Origin of the sequence: Streptomyces catenulae (assembly GCF_000718015.1) — a bacterium.
GTDB classification, from domain to species: Bacteria; Actinomycetota; Actinomycetes; order Streptomycetales; family Streptomycetaceae; genus Streptomyces; species Streptomyces catenulae.
In genome coordinates this window covers 1-16070 of sequence record NZ_JODY01000062.1, presented here as the reverse complement: position 1 = coordinate 16070, position 16070 = coordinate 1, and the positions used below count along the sequence as shown (strand labels likewise).

General features: G+C 71.1%; 15 protein-coding genes. 7 read left to right on the top strand and 8 right to left on the bottom strand.

What is annotated here, in order from left to right:
• Positions 1-351: 351 nt before the first annotated feature.
• Positions 352-1002, bottom strand: coding sequence for a DNA-3-methyladenine glycosylase (locus tag IF23_RS0130520; RefSeq protein ID WP_030289503.1), 651 nt, complete (start codon positions 1000-1002; stop codon positions 352-354).
• A 165-nt stretch (positions 1003-1167) separates the two neighbouring features.
• Here IF23_RS0130520 and IF23_RS0130510 point away from each other — a divergent pair, with 165 nt between their 5' ends.
• The 3 genes from IF23_RS0130510 (at position 1168) to IF23_RS0130500 (ending at position 3488) form a co-directional block, all read left to right on the top strand.
• A complete protein-coding gene (locus IF23_RS0130510; protein ID WP_030289502.1) occupies positions 1168-1950 on the top strand; it encodes a sporulation protein in 783 nt (260 codons plus the stop codon).
• Positions 1951-1991: 41 nt separating this feature from the next.
• Positions 1992-2531, top strand: a complete 540-nt coding sequence (locus IF23_RS0130505) for a YbhB/YbcL family Raf kinase inhibitor-like protein (RefSeq protein ID WP_030289495.1) — start codon at positions 1992-1994, stop codon at positions 2529-2531.
• 453 nt (positions 2532-2984) lie between these two features.
• Positions 2985-3488: an HNH endonuclease gene (locus tag IF23_RS0130500; protein WP_030289492.1), complete on the top strand. Its 504-nt coding sequence runs from the start codon at positions 2985-2987 to the stop codon at positions 3486-3488.
• A gap of 61 nt (positions 3489-3549) precedes the next feature.
• Here the strand turns inward: IF23_RS0130500 and IF23_RS0130495 are convergent, their stop codons facing one another.
• The 4 genes from IF23_RS0130495 to IF23_RS0130480 form a co-directional block, all read right to left on the bottom strand.
• Positions 3550-4314, bottom strand: a complete 765-nt coding sequence (locus IF23_RS0130495) for a sulfite exporter TauE/SafE family protein (RefSeq protein ID WP_030289490.1) — start codon at positions 4312-4314, stop codon at positions 3550-3552.
• Positions 4315-4416: 102 nt separating this feature from the next.
• Positions 4417-5352 (bottom strand): SPFH domain-containing protein, encoded by a 936-nt coding sequence (locus IF23_RS0130490; RefSeq protein ID WP_030289488.1) that lies wholly within the window; start codon positions 5350-5352, stop codon positions 4417-4419.
• Between the two features lie 121 nt (positions 5353-5473).
• Entirely contained in the window at positions 5474-5884 is a 411-nt protein-coding gene (locus tag IF23_RS0130485; RefSeq protein ID WP_030289486.1) for an NfeD family protein, read from the bottom strand.
• 60 nt (positions 5885-5944) lie between these two features.
• Positions 5945-6757: an ABC transporter ATP-binding protein gene (locus IF23_RS0130480; protein ID WP_078654371.1), complete on the bottom strand. Its 813-nt coding sequence runs from the start codon at positions 6755-6757 to the stop codon at positions 5945-5947.
• Positions 6758-6847: 90 nt separating this feature from the next.
• Between IF23_RS0130480 and IF23_RS0130475 the strand changes: the two genes are divergently transcribed.
• The gene (locus tag IF23_RS0130475) at positions 6848-7660 is read left to right on the top strand and encodes a hypothetical protein (RefSeq protein ID WP_030289482.1); all 813 of its coding nucleotides are present in this window, start codon (positions 6848-6850) and stop codon (positions 7658-7660) included.
• Between the two features lie 148 nt (positions 7661-7808).
• Here IF23_RS0130475 and IF23_RS0130470 read toward each other — a convergent pair whose 3' ends face one another.
• Together IF23_RS0130470 and IF23_RS0130465 are read right to left on the bottom strand one after the other, a co-directional pair.
• Positions 7809-8438 (bottom strand): response regulator, encoded by a 630-nt coding sequence (locus IF23_RS0130470; RefSeq protein ID WP_030289481.1) that lies wholly within the window; start codon positions 8436-8438, stop codon positions 7809-7811.
• A gap of 124 nt (positions 8439-8562) precedes the next feature.
• On the bottom strand, positions 8563-9708 hold the full coding sequence (locus IF23_RS0130465) for a GAF domain-containing sensor histidine kinase (protein WP_030289479.1): 1146 nt from the start codon (positions 9706-9708) through the stop codon (positions 8563-8565).
• Positions 9709-9973: 265 nt separating this feature from the next.
• On the opposite strand from IF23_RS0130465, the gene IF23_RS0130460 reads away from it, so the two are divergent.
• Both IF23_RS0130460 and IF23_RS0130455 read left to right on the top strand, forming a co-directional pair.
• Positions 9974-10675 (top strand): nitroreductase family protein, encoded by a 702-nt coding sequence (locus tag IF23_RS0130460; protein ID WP_030289477.1) that lies wholly within the window; start codon positions 9974-9976, stop codon positions 10673-10675.
• Positions 10676-11002: 327 nt separating this feature from the next.
• Complete coding sequence (locus tag IF23_RS0130455; protein ID WP_030289476.1) at positions 11003-11737, top strand: transglycosylase SLT domain-containing protein; 735 nt, start codon at positions 11003-11005, stop codon at positions 11735-11737.
• Between the two features lie 80 nt (positions 11738-11817).
• Here the strand turns inward: IF23_RS0130455 and IF23_RS0130450 are convergent, their stop codons facing one another.
• Positions 11818-14373: an ABC transporter ATP-binding protein/permease gene (locus tag IF23_RS0130450; RefSeq protein WP_030289468.1), complete on the bottom strand. Its 2556-nt coding sequence runs from the start codon at positions 14371-14373 to the stop codon at positions 11818-11820.
• 435 nt (positions 14374-14808) lie between these two features.
• Between IF23_RS0130450 and serB the strand changes: the two genes are divergently transcribed.
• Positions 14809-16050 carry a phosphoserine phosphatase SerB gene (serB, locus tag IF23_RS0130445; RefSeq protein WP_030289467.1) on the top strand — a complete coding sequence of 414 codons (1242 nt, stop codon included), beginning with the start codon at positions 14809-14811 and terminating at the stop codon, positions 16048-16050.
• Positions 16051-16070 lie beyond the last annotated feature (20 nt).

Genomic DNA, 16070 nt, shown 5'->3' with positions numbered 1-16070 from the left:
GGGGTTGGCCTTCTTGCTTTCGCTTTCCGGCCTTTCCGACTCTATCAGATCCGTTTCTCGCCGTTTCCGGTCCGAATTCGTTTCCGATTACCCGTCGGATGGGTTTGCCTTGGGCTGCTTACTTTCGTTTGCGGCGCCTTGGCGTGGTCACTACTTTAGCGGAATTCCCGGATAACCCATAATCGAGCTACGCGGTCGAAAATCGGCAACGCGAAAGTGACCCCGTTTGGGGAATCGAGCTTGAGTAGTGGTGGTGCCACCGTCCGGCTGCGCAGATAGCGCTGCCCATCTCCAGCGGCTCGGGCCACGTTAGACGTTCCGGTTCCTCGAGTCAAGGAGCTGCCCTGCGGGTCAGGTGGCCCCGGCGGTGCGGCGGCGCGGTACGTGCGGGCGGTAGCGGCTCACCGTCGGCTCGCCCTCGATCCAGTAGCGCCACGGATGGGCCGCGCCGTCGCCGCCCACGCCGGTACGGGGGCCGTTCCGTACCTGCTCGGGGGCGGGTGGGCGGCCGTGGAGGACGGAGAGGGGTGCGCCGGGGCCGGTGCAGAGGTCGGTGCCGTCGAGGGTGCGGTCGATGTCGAGGGCGGTGGCGAGGCGGGCGGGGCCCTGGGCCAGCTCGTGGGGGCGGCGGGCCTTGGGGCGGCGGGCCCGTGCCAGTTCCGTGCCGGTGAGGACCTCCCCGGCGCGTACCAGGACTCCGCTGGCGTGGTGCTCCGGGCCGCAGACGAAATTGAGGCTGAACCACATGCCGTAGATGAAATAGACGTACGCGTGGCCGGGCGGGCCGAACATCGAGGCGTTGCGCGGGGTGCGGCCCCGGTACGCGTGGGAGCCGGGGTCGCGCTCACCGGCGTATGCCTCCACCTCGGTGAGGCGCAGTTCGATCGGGCCGTCCGGGGTGGTGCGCACGAGGGTGCGGCCGAGGAGATCGGGGGCGACCTCCAGGACGGGACGGTCGAAGAAGGCGTGGGTGAGCGGCATACGTTCCGGTACGTCGGTCATGTGCGCCGAGAGTAGTGCAGTGGGGAGGGGGGCGACGTGGCGCGGGTGGGCGCCCTTGGGAGGCTGGGCCCGGGAACCGGCGGTCGCCGGTTGCCGTCGACAGCAGGTGGGCCGTGATCACGGCTGCCGGAGCGAGGTCAGGCGTCGGGCCTGGGGAGGACGGACATGGGGTTCAAGAAGCTGCTGGCGAGCTTGGGGGCCGGAGGCGCGTCGGTGGAGACGGTTCTCTTCGAGGAGAACGTCGTGCCCGGTGGCGTCGTCCAGGGTGAGGTGCGGATCCAGGGCGGGTCGGTGGCCCAGGAGATCCAGGGGCTGTCGGTCGGGTTGCAGGCGCGCGTCGAGGTGGAGAGCGGGGACGAGGAGTACAAGCGCAACGTCCGGTTCACCGAGGTGCAGCTCGGCGGGGCGTTCCAGGTGCAGGCGGGTGCGGTGCACACCGTGCCGTTCGGGCTGGAGATTCCCTGGGAGACGCCGATCACCACGTTCCTCGGGCAGCATCTGCGCGGGATGAGTGTGGGGGTGACGACGGAGCTGGCGATCGCGCGGGCGGTGGATTCCGGGGACCTCGACCCGGTGAACGTGCACCCGATTCCGGCGCAGCAGGCGATTCTCGACGCGTTCGGGCAGCTCGGTTTCCGCTTCAAGTCGGCCGACCTGGAGCAGGGGCACATCCGGGGCACGCGGCAGCGGCTGCCCTTCTACCAGGAGATCGAGTTCTCCGCGCCGCAGCAGTACCGCGGGCTCAACGAGGTCGAGCTGTCGTTCGTCGCCGACGACCGGGAGATGGACGTGGTGTTGGAGATGGACAAGAAGGGCGGGCTGATCAGCGACGGGTCGGACACGTACCGGTCGTTCACGATGGGGCTGCAGGATTTCCGGCAGACCGATTGGGCGGGGTATCTGAACCACTGGCTGGCCGAGGTCGGCGGGAAGCGGAACTGGCTCTAACCTGGCCGGACAGTGTCAGCAAGCGACCAGGAGGTGTCGAGGTGTCCGAGCTGAAGCGGCGGCCGCTCCCGCACGATTTCCACCCGCAGGTACCGGAGTTCACGGTGGCGAGCGACGAGGTGGCGCCGGGCGGGACGCTGGGTTCCGCGCAGGTGTACGCCGAGGGCAACCGTTCGCCGCAGCTGCGGTGGGAGGGCGCGCCCGCGGGGACGAAGAGTTACGCCGTCACCTGCTTCGATCCGGATGCGCCGACCGGCAGCGGTTTCTGGCACTGGTCGGTGTTCGACATCCCGGCGTCGGTGACGGAGCTGCCGGCGGGTGCCGGGTCGGGTGCGATGGCGGGGCTGCCCGAGGGCGCGGTGCACGTCCGTAACGACTACGGGACGCGGGACTTCGGCGGTGCCGCGCCGCCGCCCGGGGACGGTCCGCACCGGTATGTGTTCACGGTGTACGCGGTCGACCAGGAGAAGCTGGGGCCCGACGGCGATGCGTCGCCCGCGGTGGTCGGCTTCAATCTGCGGTTCCACACGCTCGGTCGGGCCCAGTTGGTGGCCGAGTTCGAGGTGGCTGCGGAGGGCTGAGGCCCGTAATTGCGTTGCGCCCCGGTGTTCCTCGCACGCAGGGTGGTTCCGGTCGGTGGCTCTTTCGGGCCATCGGGCAGCCGGTACCGCTGCGGCGGGAGCGCCGGGGCGCAGGTGTGTCGCCCCCTGCTCGCCGGGGGTCGGGCGTGTGGTGCGTCCGGTCGCCTCGCCGGTCGCCGTACGCTCCGGATCCGAGCGGTACACGGGGGTGGGATCCGGGGCGCACTCCCCCTTTCCCCGGCCGCTGCCGGGCCGTTGCCCCGGTGTCGTCCGTCCTTGTCGCCCGTGGTGTTCCGGGCTCTTCGCGCACCCGGGCGGGTCGCCGTCCCTTCGTTCGCCGATTACCCGTCATTTGCCTTGTGGCATGGGGAAATTGCGTTGTGGCGGGAAATGCTTGCCCTGCACAGTGGAGCCACTTCGCCGCGGGGGCGAACGGTCCGGGAGGTGGGCGGGATGCGCGAGACGCTGGTGCTCAACGCGAGCTTCGAGCCGCTGTCGACGGTGACGTCGCGTCGGGCCGTGGTGCTGGTGATGCAGGAGAAGGCCGTCGTCGAACACGCGCATCCGGGGCTGCGGATCCGGGCCGCTTCGGTGGAGGTGCCGGTGCCGCAGGTGATCCGGCTCAGCCGGTACGTACGGGTGCCGTTCCGGAGACGGGCGCCGTGGTCGCGGCGGGGTGTGCTGGTGCGCGATCAGCACCGGTGCGCGTACTGCGGGCGGCGGGCGACGACCGTCGATCATGTCGTACCGCGCTCGCACGGCGGTGGTGACACCTGGCTGAATACCGTCGCTTCCTGTGCGGAGGACAACCACCGGAAGGCGGACCGTACGCCGGAGCAGGCCGGGATGCGGTTGCTGCGGCGGCCGTTCGAGCCGACGCCCGCGGAGGCGATGCTGTCGGCGCTCGGGGTGTCCGTGCGGGAGGAGCTGCCGGGGTGGGCGTCGCCCGCGGCGTGACGCCCGGGCGCGGTGGCCGGGTGTGGTGGTCGTCGTCCGGCCGCGCCGTGGGGCGGCTGTCTCAGCGGACGAGTTGGACGATGGCCACGACGCCGACGAGGACGATGACGGTCCGCAGGGCGGTGGGCGGGAGTCGGCGGCCGAGGGTCGCGCCGATGCGGCCGCCGAGGGCCGAGCCGGTGGCGAGGAGGGCGACGGCCGTCCAGTCGAAGTGTGCGACGAAGAGGAAGAGCACCGCGGCGACGCCGTTGACCAGCAGGGTGAGGACGTTCTTGAGGGCGTTGAGCCGTTGCAGGCTCTCGTCGAGCACCAGGCCCGCCATCGAGAGGTAGAGGACGCCCTGGGCGGCGCCGAAGTAGCCGCCGTAGACGCTGGCCAGCAGCAGTCCGGTGAAGAGGACGGGGCCGCCGTGACGGCGGGGTGCGGTGCCGGTGCGGGCCCGGCGGGCGCGGAGGGCCGCGGCGAGGCGGGGCTGGGCGACGACGAGGACGAGGGCGATGCCGACGAGTACGGGGACGATCGTGTCGAAGGCCCGGGACGGCAGGGCGATCAGCAGGACCGCACCGGCGGCGCCGCCGAGGAGGGCGGCGGTGCCGAAGAGGAGGATGCGGGGGCGCTGGCCGGTCAGTTCGCGGCGGTAGCCGAAGGCGCCGCTGAGCGAACCGGGCACCAGGCCGAGGGTGTTGGAGACGTTCGCGGTGACGGGTGGGAGGCCGACGGCGAGCAGCACCGGGAAGGTGATGAGGGTGCCGGAGCCGACGATGGTGTTGATGGTCCCGGCGCCGAGGCCCGCGGCGAGAACGGCGAGTGCTTCCCAGGTGGTCACGCGATCCCCCGTGGTCGTCGGGTGCGGATGCGTCCGATCATGCAACAGGGGGTGCCTCCCCGGTCCGTGTGACCGGGGAGACACCCCCTGAGGGCGGATGGGTCAGTCGATGGGCGGTGCCTGGCGGGGCGTGGGGGTCTTGACGAGCGGGTCCTTGCCGCCGCCGGGGGTGAAGTTGCCGAGGGCGCCGCCGAGGCCCTTGAGGGCGTCGCCGATCTCGCTGGGCACGATCCAGAGCTTGTTGGCGTCGCCTTCGGCGATCTTCGGAAGCATCTGGAGGTACTGGTACGACAGCAGCTTCTGGTCCGGGTCACCGGCGTGGATGGACTCGAAGACCGTACGGATCGCCTGGGCCTCACCCTCGGCGCGGAGCGCGGCGGCCTTGGCCTCACCTTCGGCGCGGAGGATGGCGGACTGCTTCTCACCCTCGGCGGTCAGAATCTGGGACTGCCGGGTGCCCTCGGCCTGGAGGATGGCGGCGCGCTTGTCACGGTCGGCGCGCATCTGCTTCTCCATCGAGTCCTGGATGGAGGTCGGCGGCTCGATGGCCTTCAGCTCGACGCGGTTGACGCGGATGCCCCACTTGCCGGTGGCTTCGTCGAGGACGCCGCGCAGCGCCGCGTTGATCTCCTCACGGGAGGTCAGGGTGCGCTCCAGATCCATGCCGCCGATGATGTTGCGGAGCGTGGTGACGGTGAGCTGCTCGATCGCCTGGATGTAGCTGGCGACCTCGTAGGTCGCGGCGCGGGCGTCGGTGACCTGGTAGTAGATGACGGTGTCGATGTTGACGACGAGGTTGTCCTGGGTGATCACCGGCTGCGGCGGGAACGGCACGACCTGTTCGCGGAGGTCGATGCGGTTGCGGATCGAGTCGATGAACGGGACGACGATGTTGAGGCCCGCGTTGAGGGTGCGGGTGTAACGGCCGAAGCGCTCGACAATGGCGGCGCTCGCCTGGGGGATGACCTGGATCGTCTTGATGAGTGCGATGAACACGAGCACCACCAGGATGATCAGGACGATGATGATCGGTGCCACTGCGACTCCCGTGCCCTTCGTCTGGTCCTCCGGCCGTGGCCGGCTTGGGTGTTGATCGAGTCTTTCAGACTCGTGGTGCGTCGTCAGTGCGTTCCGGTCAGATGACCACAACGCTTTCCGGTCAGATCACCACGGCGGTGGCGCCTTCGATCTCCACGACGTCGACCTGGGATCCGGGTTCGTAGGCGCGGTCGCCGTCGAGGGCGCGGGCCGACCAGATCTCGCCGCCGAGCTTGATGCGGCCCCCGGCGCCGTCGACGCGCTCCAGGACGGTGGCGCTCTTTCCCTTGAGGGCGTCGATGCCGGAGGCGAGGGCGGGGCTCTGGGTGCGGTGGCGGTTGGCGAGGGGGCGGACGACGGCGACGAGCGCGACGGAGACCGCGGCGAAGACGAGGAACTGTATGACGGTGCCGCCACCGAGCGCTGCGGTGACGGCACTTGCGACGGCGCCGACCGCGAACATCCCGAACTCGGGCATCGCGGTCACGACGAGCGGAATTCCCAGCCCCACGGCGGCGATCAGCCACCACACCCATGCGTCCACCGCTTCATGGTAGGGCGGGGGTGCTCCGCGGGAACAGGGCGTAAAGCGTCAGGAAAGGGGCAGTCCCTGGGCGGTCCAGCGGTCGCTGCCGTTCCGCTCGACGATCAGGGGGAGACCGAAGCAGCGGGAGAGGTTGGCGGAGGTCAGTTCGAGCTCGAGGGGACCGGCGGCGAGGACCTTGCCCTGACGGATCATCAGGACGTGGGTGAAGCCGGGGGCGATCTCCTCGACGTGGTGGGTGACCATCACCATCGAGGGGGCGTACGGGTCGCGGGCGAGGCGGCCCAGGCGGCGGACGAGGTCCTCGCGGCCACCGAGGTCGAGACCGGCGGCGGGCTCGTCGAGGAGGAGCAGCTCGGGGTCGGTCATCATGGCGCGCGCGATGAGGGTGCGCTTGCGCTCGCCCTCGGAGAGGGTGCCGAACTTCCGGTCGAGGTACTCGGTCATGCCGAGGCGGTCGAGGAAGGCGCGGGCGCGCTGCTCGTCGATGTCCTCGTAGTGCTCCTGCCAGTGGGCGGTCATGCCGTAGGCGGCGGTGAGCACGGTCTGCAGGACGGTCTGGCTGCGGGGGAGCTTGTCGGCGAGGGCGATACCGGCGATGCCGATGCGCGGGCGGAGGTCGAAGACGTCGACCTTGCCGAGGCGCTCGCCGAGGATGGTGGCGCTGCCCTTGGTGGGGAAGAGGTAGCTGGAGGCGAGGTTGAGCAGGGTGGTCTTGCCGGCGCCGTTGGGGCCGAGGATGACCCAGCGCTCGCCCTCCTTCACCGACCAGGAGACCTGGTCCACCAGAGCCCGCCCTTCGCGGACCACGGATACGTCCACCAGCTCCAGCACATCGCTCATGAGTGCCCTGTCTCCCATTGCTTCTCGGTCGTCACGTGCGCCAGCGGGCGCCTCCCCCGTGCAAACCTACGCCACTCGATGTCAGTGCCGTTCCCTAGGCTGGGGGCCATGCTCGATGAACCTCGTTCGGGACGGCTGGCGGCATGGGGAAATGCCCTTTTGGCCGGACTTGTCTCACTTGATGACGCCGCGGAGCAGATCGCGGACGACGACGCCGTGCACCGGGTGCGGGGCCTGCCCGGTGAGGCCGCGCCGGTGGGGCTGACGCTGGCGCTCGGCCGGCTGCGGGCGATGGGTGCGGTGGGGCTGCGGGTCGCGCTGCCCGCGCCGGGGCATCCGCTGGGGCTGAGCGGGCCGCCGGAGTTCAACGCCCGGGCGCTGGACGCCGGGGAGGCGGTGCTGGCCGCGGGTGCCGGGGTCGGGCTGGTGCCGGAGATACACCGGGCGGGGCCGGACGGCGGCTCCGGGGCGGACGTCCATGTCGAGGTGGTGTGGGAGTGCCTGCCGGTGCGCGAGGCGCCGCCCGCCGATGTGCCGTCGCTGGGCGAGGCGGAGCGGGAGCTGGCGGAGGCGCTGCGGGAGGCGACCGAGGCGCTGACCCGGCTGGACGTGGCCGGGTCCGGGCCGGTGGCCCAGGCGGCGTTGGAGGCGTACCGGGCGCGGGCGGAGGCCGGGCGTCAGGTGCTGGCGCCCGGGTATCCGCCGCGGGCGGTGCGGGTGCTGGAGCTGGCGCAGCGGGTGGGGGCGCTGCTCACCATCGCGCGGGGTGCGGGCGGGGACGGCCGGGAGCACGGCGGCGCGGTCAGCTCGTCGGAGATCGCGGCCCGCGCGGAGGCGCTGCGTCCGGTGGAGCGTACGGCCCGGCGGGCGCAGGTGGCGGCGTACAACGCGGCGGTGGAGGAGCGGGAGCGGCGGGGGTGAGAGCCGGTCCGCCGGGCCGGGGGTGGGTTGCGGCCTGACATCGGCCCGGTGCGTTCGCACGGTGCCGATCCCCGGTTCGCGCGGCCCCGGTGCGGTTCGCGCGGTGCCGGTCCGGTGGCGGGTACCGGACCGGCGGCTCGGTGGGCGGTCAGCCGCCCACCCCGTGGCGGACCGCCCAGAGGGCGGCCTGGGTGCGGTCGGCGAGGTCCAGTTTCATGAGGATGTTGGAGACATGGGTCTTGACGGTCTTCTCGGAGAGGACGAGCGCGCGGGCGATCTCCCGGTTGGAGCGCCCGTCGGCGATCAGGCCCAGCACCTCGCTCTCCCGCTCGGTGAGCGTGGTGCCGCGCCCCTGACCGTTACCGCCCTCGTCCTGGGTGAGGAGGGCGCCGGCCACCTCCGGCTGGAGCAGCACATGTCCGGCGTGGACGGAGCGGATGGCACCGGCCAGCGCCTCGGGGTCGATGTCCTTGTAGACATAACCGGCGGCCCCGGCGCGCAGGGCGGGGACGACGGTGCGCTGTTCGGTGAAGCTGGTGACGATCAACACCCGGGCGGGGTTGGCCAGTTCGCGCAGGGTGCGCAGCGCCTCGATGCCGTCCGTGCCGGGCATCTTGACGTCCATCAGGACGACGTCGGGGCGCAGCCGTTCGGCGGCGGCGATGCCTTCCGTGCCGTCGGCCGCCTCGCCCACGACCTCGATGTCGTCCTGGATCTCCAGGAACGTCCGCAGCCCGCGGCGGACCACCTGGTGGTCGTCGACCAGCAGCACCCGGATGGTTCCGGTGTCGCCCGCGGGGTCCGTGGGGGCCTCGGCGGCGGGTGCGGGGGCGGTGCCCGCGGGGACGCGGCGCGGCTCGCGGCCGTCGCGCTGTTCGTCTCGGTTGCCGGTTCCGGCGTTCTCAGCCACCGGGCACCTCCATCTCTACAGCGGTGCCCTGGCCGGGCTCCGATTTCACGGTGAGTACGCCACCGACGCCGTTGGCGCGGTCGCGCATCGACACCAGGCCCAGGTGACGACCGGCCGTGCGGACCGCGCCGGGGTCGAAGCCGCAGCCGTCGTCGGCGACGCGGAGCAGCGCGCCCTGGCCGTGCCGGGCGAGGGTGACGTCGACGTGCCCGGCGCCACTGTGCCGCAGCGCGTTGTGCAGCGCCTCCTGGGCGACGCGGAGCAGCGCCTCCTCCTGGGAGGAGGGCAGGGCGCGGACGCCCTGGGCGCCGAAGGTGACGCGGGCGCTGTGGGCTCGGTCGAGGACCTGGGTCTGGGATCGGAGGGTGGCGATCAGCCCGTCCTCGTCGAGGGCGGCGGGGCGCAGTTCGACGACGGCGGCGCGCAGCTCGTCGGCGGCCTCGGCGGCGAGCGCGGCGACCTGGTGCAGCTCGCACTTGGCGCGGTCCGGGTCGCGGTCGACGAGTGCGGTGGCGGCCTGGGCGGTGAGCCGGAGCGAGAAGAGTTTCTGGGCGACGGCGTCGTGCAGCTCGTGGGCGAGGCGGGCGCGCTCCCCGGCGATGGTCAGCTCGCGGCTGCGTTCGTAGAGGCGGGCGTTGGTGAGGGCGATGGCGGCGTGCTGGGCGAGGATGCCCAGGAGGCGTTCGTCCTCGGCGGTGAAGCCGCAGCCGCCGGTCGGCTTGGGGCAGCGCTTGTTGGCGAGGAAGAGGGCCCCGAGGATCTCGTCGCCGTCGGCGACCGGCAGGCCCAGGAAGTCGGACATGTCGGGGTGGGCGGCGGGCCAGCCGCCGAAGCGGGGGTCCTTGCGGACGTCGGCGAGGCGCTCGGGGGTGGCGTGGTGGAGCATCGCGGCGAGGATGCCGTGCTGGCGGGGGAGCGGGCCGATGGCCTTCCACTGCTCCTCGCTGACGCCGTCCACCACGAACTGCGCGAAGCCGCCGTGGTCGTCGGGGACGCCGAGGGCGGCGTATTCGGCGTCGAGCAGTTCCCGGGCCGAGGCGACGATCGTCTTGAGGACGTCGCGCACCTCCAGATGCCGGCTCATCGCGAGGATCGCGCTGCTCACCGCGGGGATTCCGGCTCCCGGTCCGTTGGTCATACGTTTCACGGTACCGGCGCCCGGCGAGGGGTGTATCGGCCTACCGCCGCGCCGGTCCTCGGTCTCGGGACCTAGGCAAGCCGTCACCATTTCCGGCGTAACGGTCATTTTTCACCTTCGAACCAAACGACTCCTAGTCCCCTATATAGGGGCACCGTGCACGCCGCTCCCCTTTCCCCTCTCCCCCGGGGTACGGATCGCGCCGAAGTCCGCGGATTCGGCGGTCCGCGCCCCGGGAGGGCGCCCGCGGTTCCAGACTCGGCGCATGACAGAAGCGACGAGGACCTGGACCCCGACCCACGGCGACCCCTACCGCGGCGTTCCGTACCGTCCCGCGCGGATACCGGCGGCGGAGTCGCTCGCCCGCGCGGCGGAGCTGCGGGAGCGGATGGACGAACGGCGGACCGTGCGGCAGTTCTCCACCGATCCGGTGCCCGAGCAGGTCGTCCAGGACGCCATCGCCTGCGCGGCGACCGCGCCGTCCGGGGCGCATCAGCAGCCGTGGACGTTCGTCCTGGTCAAGGACCCGGAGGTGCGGCGGCGGATCCGGGCGGCGGCGGAAGAGGAGGAGCGCGTCTCCTACGAGGGGCGGCTGGGCGAGGAGTGGCTGGCCGCGCTGCGCCCGCTGGGGACGGACGAGGTCAAGCCGCATCTGACCGATGCGCCGTATCTGATCGTGGTGTTCCAGCAGCGGCACTGGCTGGGCGAGGACGGCAGCAAGCGCAAGCACTACTACGTCGACGAGTCGGTGGGCATCGCGGTCGGGATGCTGCTCTCCGCACTGCATCTGTCGGGGCTGGCGGCGCTGGTGCACACGCCGAGCCCGATGCGGTTCCTCCAGGAGGTTCTGGGGCGTCCGGCCAACGAGAAGGCGTTCGCCGTGATCCCCGTGGGATACCCGGCCGATAAGTGTGAAGTGCCGGATTTGATCCGAAAGTCCCTTGACCAGGTCCTGGTCGAGATCTGAGACTTATTCGCGTCATACGCACTGTGCAACTGCGATCACACCCGGCGAGGCAAACCTCGCCCGGGTGTGACGCCACCCATAGGGCCCAGGTCACCTACGACCCGCTTTAGTCGCCCGGCAAACCTTCATGAGCTGGGACTCTTCCCCGGGGGACGCATCACCGGGCACCCCGGTTCCACTATTCCGGGTCGTATGTCACCTCATTGCCCGGCGAATTTACGGCCGCTAAGAATGGCTCCCGTCGCTCGGCGCCGCGGTCCCCACCCGGCGTTCTCCGCCACCGACGGCCCCCTGCGACGTCCCCCTTTTCGGAAGGTCTACTTCGCCATGCCCAAGCACGCCCTTTTCGGCCTTGACCGCCTGACGCGGACCCACAAGCTCTCCGCCGCCGGCATCGCCGCGGCCGGTGCCGCCGCCCTCGCCTTCACCGTCGTGCCGGGCGCCGACGCGGGCCAGAGCACCGGACAGACCTCGGCCGCCCATGTGCAGCCGGTCGCCTTCAGCAGCACCGTCGGCAGCACGGCGCAGACCCAGCAGGCCACCATCGCCAAGCAGGCGGACGCCTCCACCAAGGCCGGCCGGGCCGAGGCCGCCGCCGAGGCCAAGGCTGCCGCCAAGGCGAAGGCCGAGGCCGCCGCGAAGGCGAAGGCCGCCAAGGAGCGCGCCGCGCAGCAGACCGCCAGCCGCTCCACCGACCGCGCCGCGCTGCCCACCGCCGTGAAGACGCCGGTCAAGACCTACACGAACAACCTCGACGGCTGGATCCGCCAGTCGCTCGACATCATGGCCAACAAGGGCATCCCCGGCTCATACAACGGTATCTACCGCAACATCATCCGGGAGTCCGCGGGCAACCCGATGGCCATCAACAACTGGGACATCAACGCCATCAACGGCGTGCCCTCCAAGGGCCTGCTCCAGGTGATCGCCCCGACCTTCCAGACGTACCACGTCGACGGCACCTCCTGGGACATCTACGACCCGGTCGCCAACATCACCGCCGCCTGCAACTACGCGGCCGACAAGTACGGCTCGATGGACAACGTCAACTCCGCCTACTGAGCGGACCGCGTCCGACCGCCGAGGGGCGGCACCCGATCACGGGTGCCGCCCCTCGGCGGTGGTGCGTCACGGACGCCGGGTCACTTGCGCATGACCTCCGGCTCGTGGCGGCGCAGCAGGCGCGCCACGACGAAGGCGAGGGCGACGCCGAGCGTGATCAGGATGATCATGTCCATCACATAGACACCGGGCTGGTGCTGCCACAGCGGATCGGGGTTGGCGGGCGTCCCCTTGGCCGGGTTGGCCGGCTCCCACGGCAGCAGGCGGTTCATGTCGGCGGTCGCGCCCATCGCGGCGACGGCCCAGCGCGACGGCATCAGCCAGGAGAACTGCGCGACGCCGATCGTGTCGAACAGCTGGAAGAGCACGCCGGTGAAGACGACCTGGACGATGGCGAACATGACCAGCAGCGGCATGGTCTTCTCGGCGGTCTTGACCAGCGCGGAGATGATCAGGCCGAACATCATCGAGGTGAAGCCGAGCGCGATGATCGCCAGCGTCATCTCGACGCCCGGCAGATGGCGGAAGATCACGCCCTCCGCGGGCATCGTCCGGGTGGCGAAGCCGATCGCCGAGATGATCACGCCCTGGAAGGCGGTGGCCACGCCCAGGACGATCACCTTGGACATCAGATACGCCGACCGCGACAGGCCGGTGGCCCGTTCGCGCTCGTAGATGACCCGCTCCTTGATCAACTCACGGACGGAGTTGGCGGCACCGGAGAAGCACATGCCGACCGCGAGGATCAGCATGATCGTGGAGGCGTCGCGGTTGGCGCCGTGCCGGTTGTCCGGCCCGTACCCGAAGCCGTAGTCGCTGGGGATCAGCATCGAGACGATGCCGAGGACCGCGGGCAGCGCCAGCATCAGGACCAGGAAGCCGCGGTCGGAGGCGAGCACCGAGACATAGCGGCGCATCAGCGTCCACAGCTGGGAGCCCCAGCTCTGCGACTTCTGCATCCGGGCGGGCGGCGACTGGATCTGCACCGACTGCGGGGCGACCGCATCGATGTCCGCCGCGTACATCTGGTAGTGCGGGGAGCCGCGCCAGCGGCCCATCCAGTCGTAGTCCCGGTAGTTCTCGAACGCCGAGAAGACGTCGGCCCAGGTGTCGTACTGGAAGAAGTTCAGCGCCTCCTCGGGCGGGCCGAAGTAGGCGACGCCGCCGCCCGGCGCCATGACCAGCAGCTTGTCGCAGATGGCCAGCTCGGCGACGGAGTGCGTGACGACCAGGACGGTCCGGCCGTCGTCGGCGAGACCGCGCAGCAGCTGCATGACGTCGCGGTCCATGCCCGGGTCGAGGCCGGAGGTCGGCTCGTCCAGGAAGATCAGCGACGGCTTGGTCAGCAGCTCCAGGGCGACCGAGACGCGCTTGCGCTGACCGCCGGAGAGCGAGAAGACCTTCTTGTCCCGGTGCACATGGAGCTTCAGCTCGTGCAGCACCTCGTCGATCCGCGCCTCGCGCTCGGCCTCCGCGGTGTCCCCGGGGAAGCGGAGCTTGGCGGCGTAGCGCAGCGCCTTCTGGACGGTCAGCTCCTTGTGGAGGATGTCGTCCTGCGGGACCAGACCGATGCGCTGCCGCAGCTCGGCGAACTGCTTGTAGAGGTTCCGGTTGTCGTAGAGGACATCGCCCTCGTTGGCGGGGCGGTAGCCGGTGAGCGCCTTGAGGAGGGTCGACTTGCCGGAGCCGGACGGGCCGATGACGGCGATCAGCGACTTCTCCGGGACGCCGAACGAGACGTCCCGGAGGATCTGCTTGCCGCCGTCGACGGTGACCGTGAGGTGGCGCGCCGAGAAGGAGACGTCGCCGGTGTCGACGAACTCCTCCAGCCGGTCGCCGACCAGGCGGAACGTGGAGTGGCCGACGCCGATGATGTCGTTCGGGCCGATGGCGGCGGAGCCGGACTTGGGGACCGGCTGACCGTTGACGTAGGTGCCGTTGTGGCTGCCGAGGTCACGAATCTCGAAGCGGCCGTCGGGGGTGGCGTGGAACTCCGCGTGGTGGCGGGAGACCTGGAGGTCGGAGACGACCAGCTCGTTCTCCAGCGCACGGCCGATGCGCATCACCCGGTCGAGTTCCAGGCGGTGGAACGTGGTGGGGTTGCGGTCGCCACCCTGCGGCTGCCGGGCCGCGCCCGCCTGCGGGGCGGGCTGCTGCCGGTCCTGCTGCGGCGGGACGTAGGGCTGACCGGCACCGGCGGGCGGCTGGTGCCCCTGCGCGACGGGCGGCTGCTGGGCGGCGGGCGGCTGCTGCCAGCCCTGCGCGGCGGCCTGCTGCGGCGCCGCGGCGGGCGGGCTGTAGGCACCGGCGCCCTGGGCGGCGGCCGGTGCGGCGGCACCCGACAGGGTGATCCGCGGGCCGTCGGTGGCGTTGCCGAGGTGGACGGTCGAACCGGCACCTATCTCCGTCTGCTGGATCCGCTGACCCTGGACGTACGTGCCGTTGGTGCTGCCCTGGTCTTCGATGACCCAGCTGTGTCCGGCCCACCGCACGACGGCGTGACGCCAGGAGACCCTGGCGTCGTCGAGCACCATGTCGCCCTGCGGATCACGGCCCACGCTGTAGGACCGGGACGGATCGAGCGTCCAGGTCCTACCGTTCAATTCCAGTACGAGTTCAGGCACTCCACGCCCCATTACATAGTCCCCCGAGTGACGCCCTGTATGGGAATCCAGGGATGGCGAACATCGTGGGGAACTATTTCAGGCTCGGCCCGCCTACCGGAAACCGGGACGCGGGCCCGGCGCGGACCGCGCGCGGCACGCCCGTACGGCGACGCGGGCGGCACCCGTCAAACCACACCGGAGCGGCGAAACCGTGCACCGCAACCAGCCGCGGAGCGCTCTGTTCCGGCCGCCGGGAGGGGTCACGGCGGGCCGGAAGGGGGTGCGGACACGAGTCCATAACGATCAGCCGTGGGGCGGTCCGGAGGCCGTCCGGACGGGGCCGGGGAGCCGGTTGCACGGCTGGTCACCGAGGGTCCGGAAGCGTGCTCGGGACGCCACGCGCGGCGGTCCGGACAACGGACAGGTGTACGGGCGAACGCGCCGGGCGGTTACCGTAAAGGCACCATGAGCGCATCGCAGATCCCGCCTGCCACCGCCGTACCGGGCGATGACGTACCGACCCTCCTCGTGAAGATCTTCGGGAAGGACCGGCCCGGCATCACCGCAGGTCTCTTCGACACCCTCGCCGCCTACTCCGTCGACGTCGTCGACATCGAACAGGTCGTGACCCGTGGCCGCATAGTGCTGTGCGCCCTGGTCACCGCGCCCGCCACCGGGGCCGAAGGAGCCTCCGAGGGCGGCCTGCGGGCCACCGTCCACAGCTGGGCCGATTCGCTGAACCTCCAGGCCGAGATCATCTCCGGCCGGGGCGACAACCGTCCGCGCGGCACCGGACGCTCCCACGTCACCGTGCTGGGCCATCCGCTGACCGCCGAGTGCACCGCCGCGATCACCGCCGCCATAACGTCCTGCGGCGGCAACATCGACCGCATTTTCCGGCTCGCCAAGTACCCGGTGACGGCCGTGGAGTTCGCGGTGTCCGGCGCCGCCACCGACGCGCTGCGCTCCGTACTGGCACCGGAGGCGGCCCTCCTCGGCGTCGACATCGCCGTGGTGTCGGCGGGGCTCCAGCGCCGGGCGCAGCGGCTGGTCGTCATGGACGTCGACTCGACGCTGATCCAGGACGAGGTCATCGAGCTGTTCGCGGCACACGCCGGATGCGAGGCGGAGGTCGCCGAGGTCACCGCTCAGGCGATGCGCGGCGAGCTGGACTTCGAGCAGTCGCTGCACGCCCGGGTCGCGCTGCTGGCCGGGCTCGACGCGTCCGTCGTGGAGACGGTGCGCAAGGAGGTCCGGCTCACCCCGGGCGCCCGCACCCTCGTCCGCACCCTCAAGCGGCTCGGCTACCAGGTCGGCGTCGTCTCCGGCGGATTCACGCAGGTCACCGACGCGCTCCAGGAAGAACTGGGGCTGGACTTCGCCGCCGCCAACACCCTGGAGGTCGCGGACGGGAAGTTCACCGGCAAGGTGACCGGCGAGATCGTGGACCGGGCCGGCAAGGCACGGCTGCTGCGCAGCTTCGCGCAACAGGCCGGGGTCCCGCTGGCGCAGACCGTCGCCATCGGCGACGGCGCCAACGACCTGGACATGCTCAACACCGCGGGCCTCGGCGTCGCCTTCAACGCCAAGCCGGTCGTCCGCGAAGCCGCCCACACCGCCGTGAACGTGCCCTTCCTCGACACCGTCCTCTACCTGCTCGGCATCACCCGCGAAGAGGTGGAGGCGGCGGAGACGCATGTGGGGTGAGGGGCGGGGGTGAGGGGATG

Bases quoted from the DNA above. Each gene is read 5' to 3' on its own strand.
- serB (WP_030289467.1), top strand. From the start codon at position 14,809: ATGAGCGCATCGCAGATCCCGCCTGCCACCGCCGTACCGGGCGATGAC.
- IF23_RS0130500 (WP_030289492.1), top strand. From the start codon at position 2,985: ATGCGCGAGACGCTGGTGCTCAACGCGAGCTTCGAGCCGCTGTCGACG.
- IF23_RS0130480 (WP_078654371.1), bottom strand. From the start codon at position 6,757: ATGGGAGACAGGGCACTCATGAGCGATGTGCTGGAGCTGGTGGACGTA.
- IF23_RS0130465 (WP_030289479.1), bottom strand. From the start codon at position 9,708: ATGACCAACGGACCGGGAGCCGGAATCCCCGCGGTGAGCAGCGCGATC.
- IF23_RS0130520 (WP_030289503.1), bottom strand. From the start codon at position 1,002: ATGACCGACGTACCGGAACGTATGCCGCTCACCCACGCCTTCTTCGAC.
- IF23_RS0130450 (WP_030289468.1), bottom strand. From the start codon at position 14,373: ATGGGGCGTGGAGTGCCTGAACTCGTACTGGAATTGAACGGTAGGACC.
- IF23_RS0130455 (WP_030289476.1), top strand. From the start codon at position 11,003: ATGCCCAAGCACGCCCTTTTCGGCCTTGACCGCCTGACGCGGACCCAC.
- IF23_RS0130460 (WP_030289477.1), top strand. From the start codon at position 9,974: ATGACAGAAGCGACGAGGACCTGGACCCCGACCCACGGCGACCCCTAC.
- IF23_RS0130510 (WP_030289502.1), top strand. From the start codon at position 1,168: ATGGGGTTCAAGAAGCTGCTGGCGAGCTTGGGGGCCGGAGGCGCGTCG.
- IF23_RS0130475 (WP_030289482.1), top strand. From the start codon at position 6,848: ATGCTCGATGAACCTCGTTCGGGACGGCTGGCGGCATGGGGAAATGCC.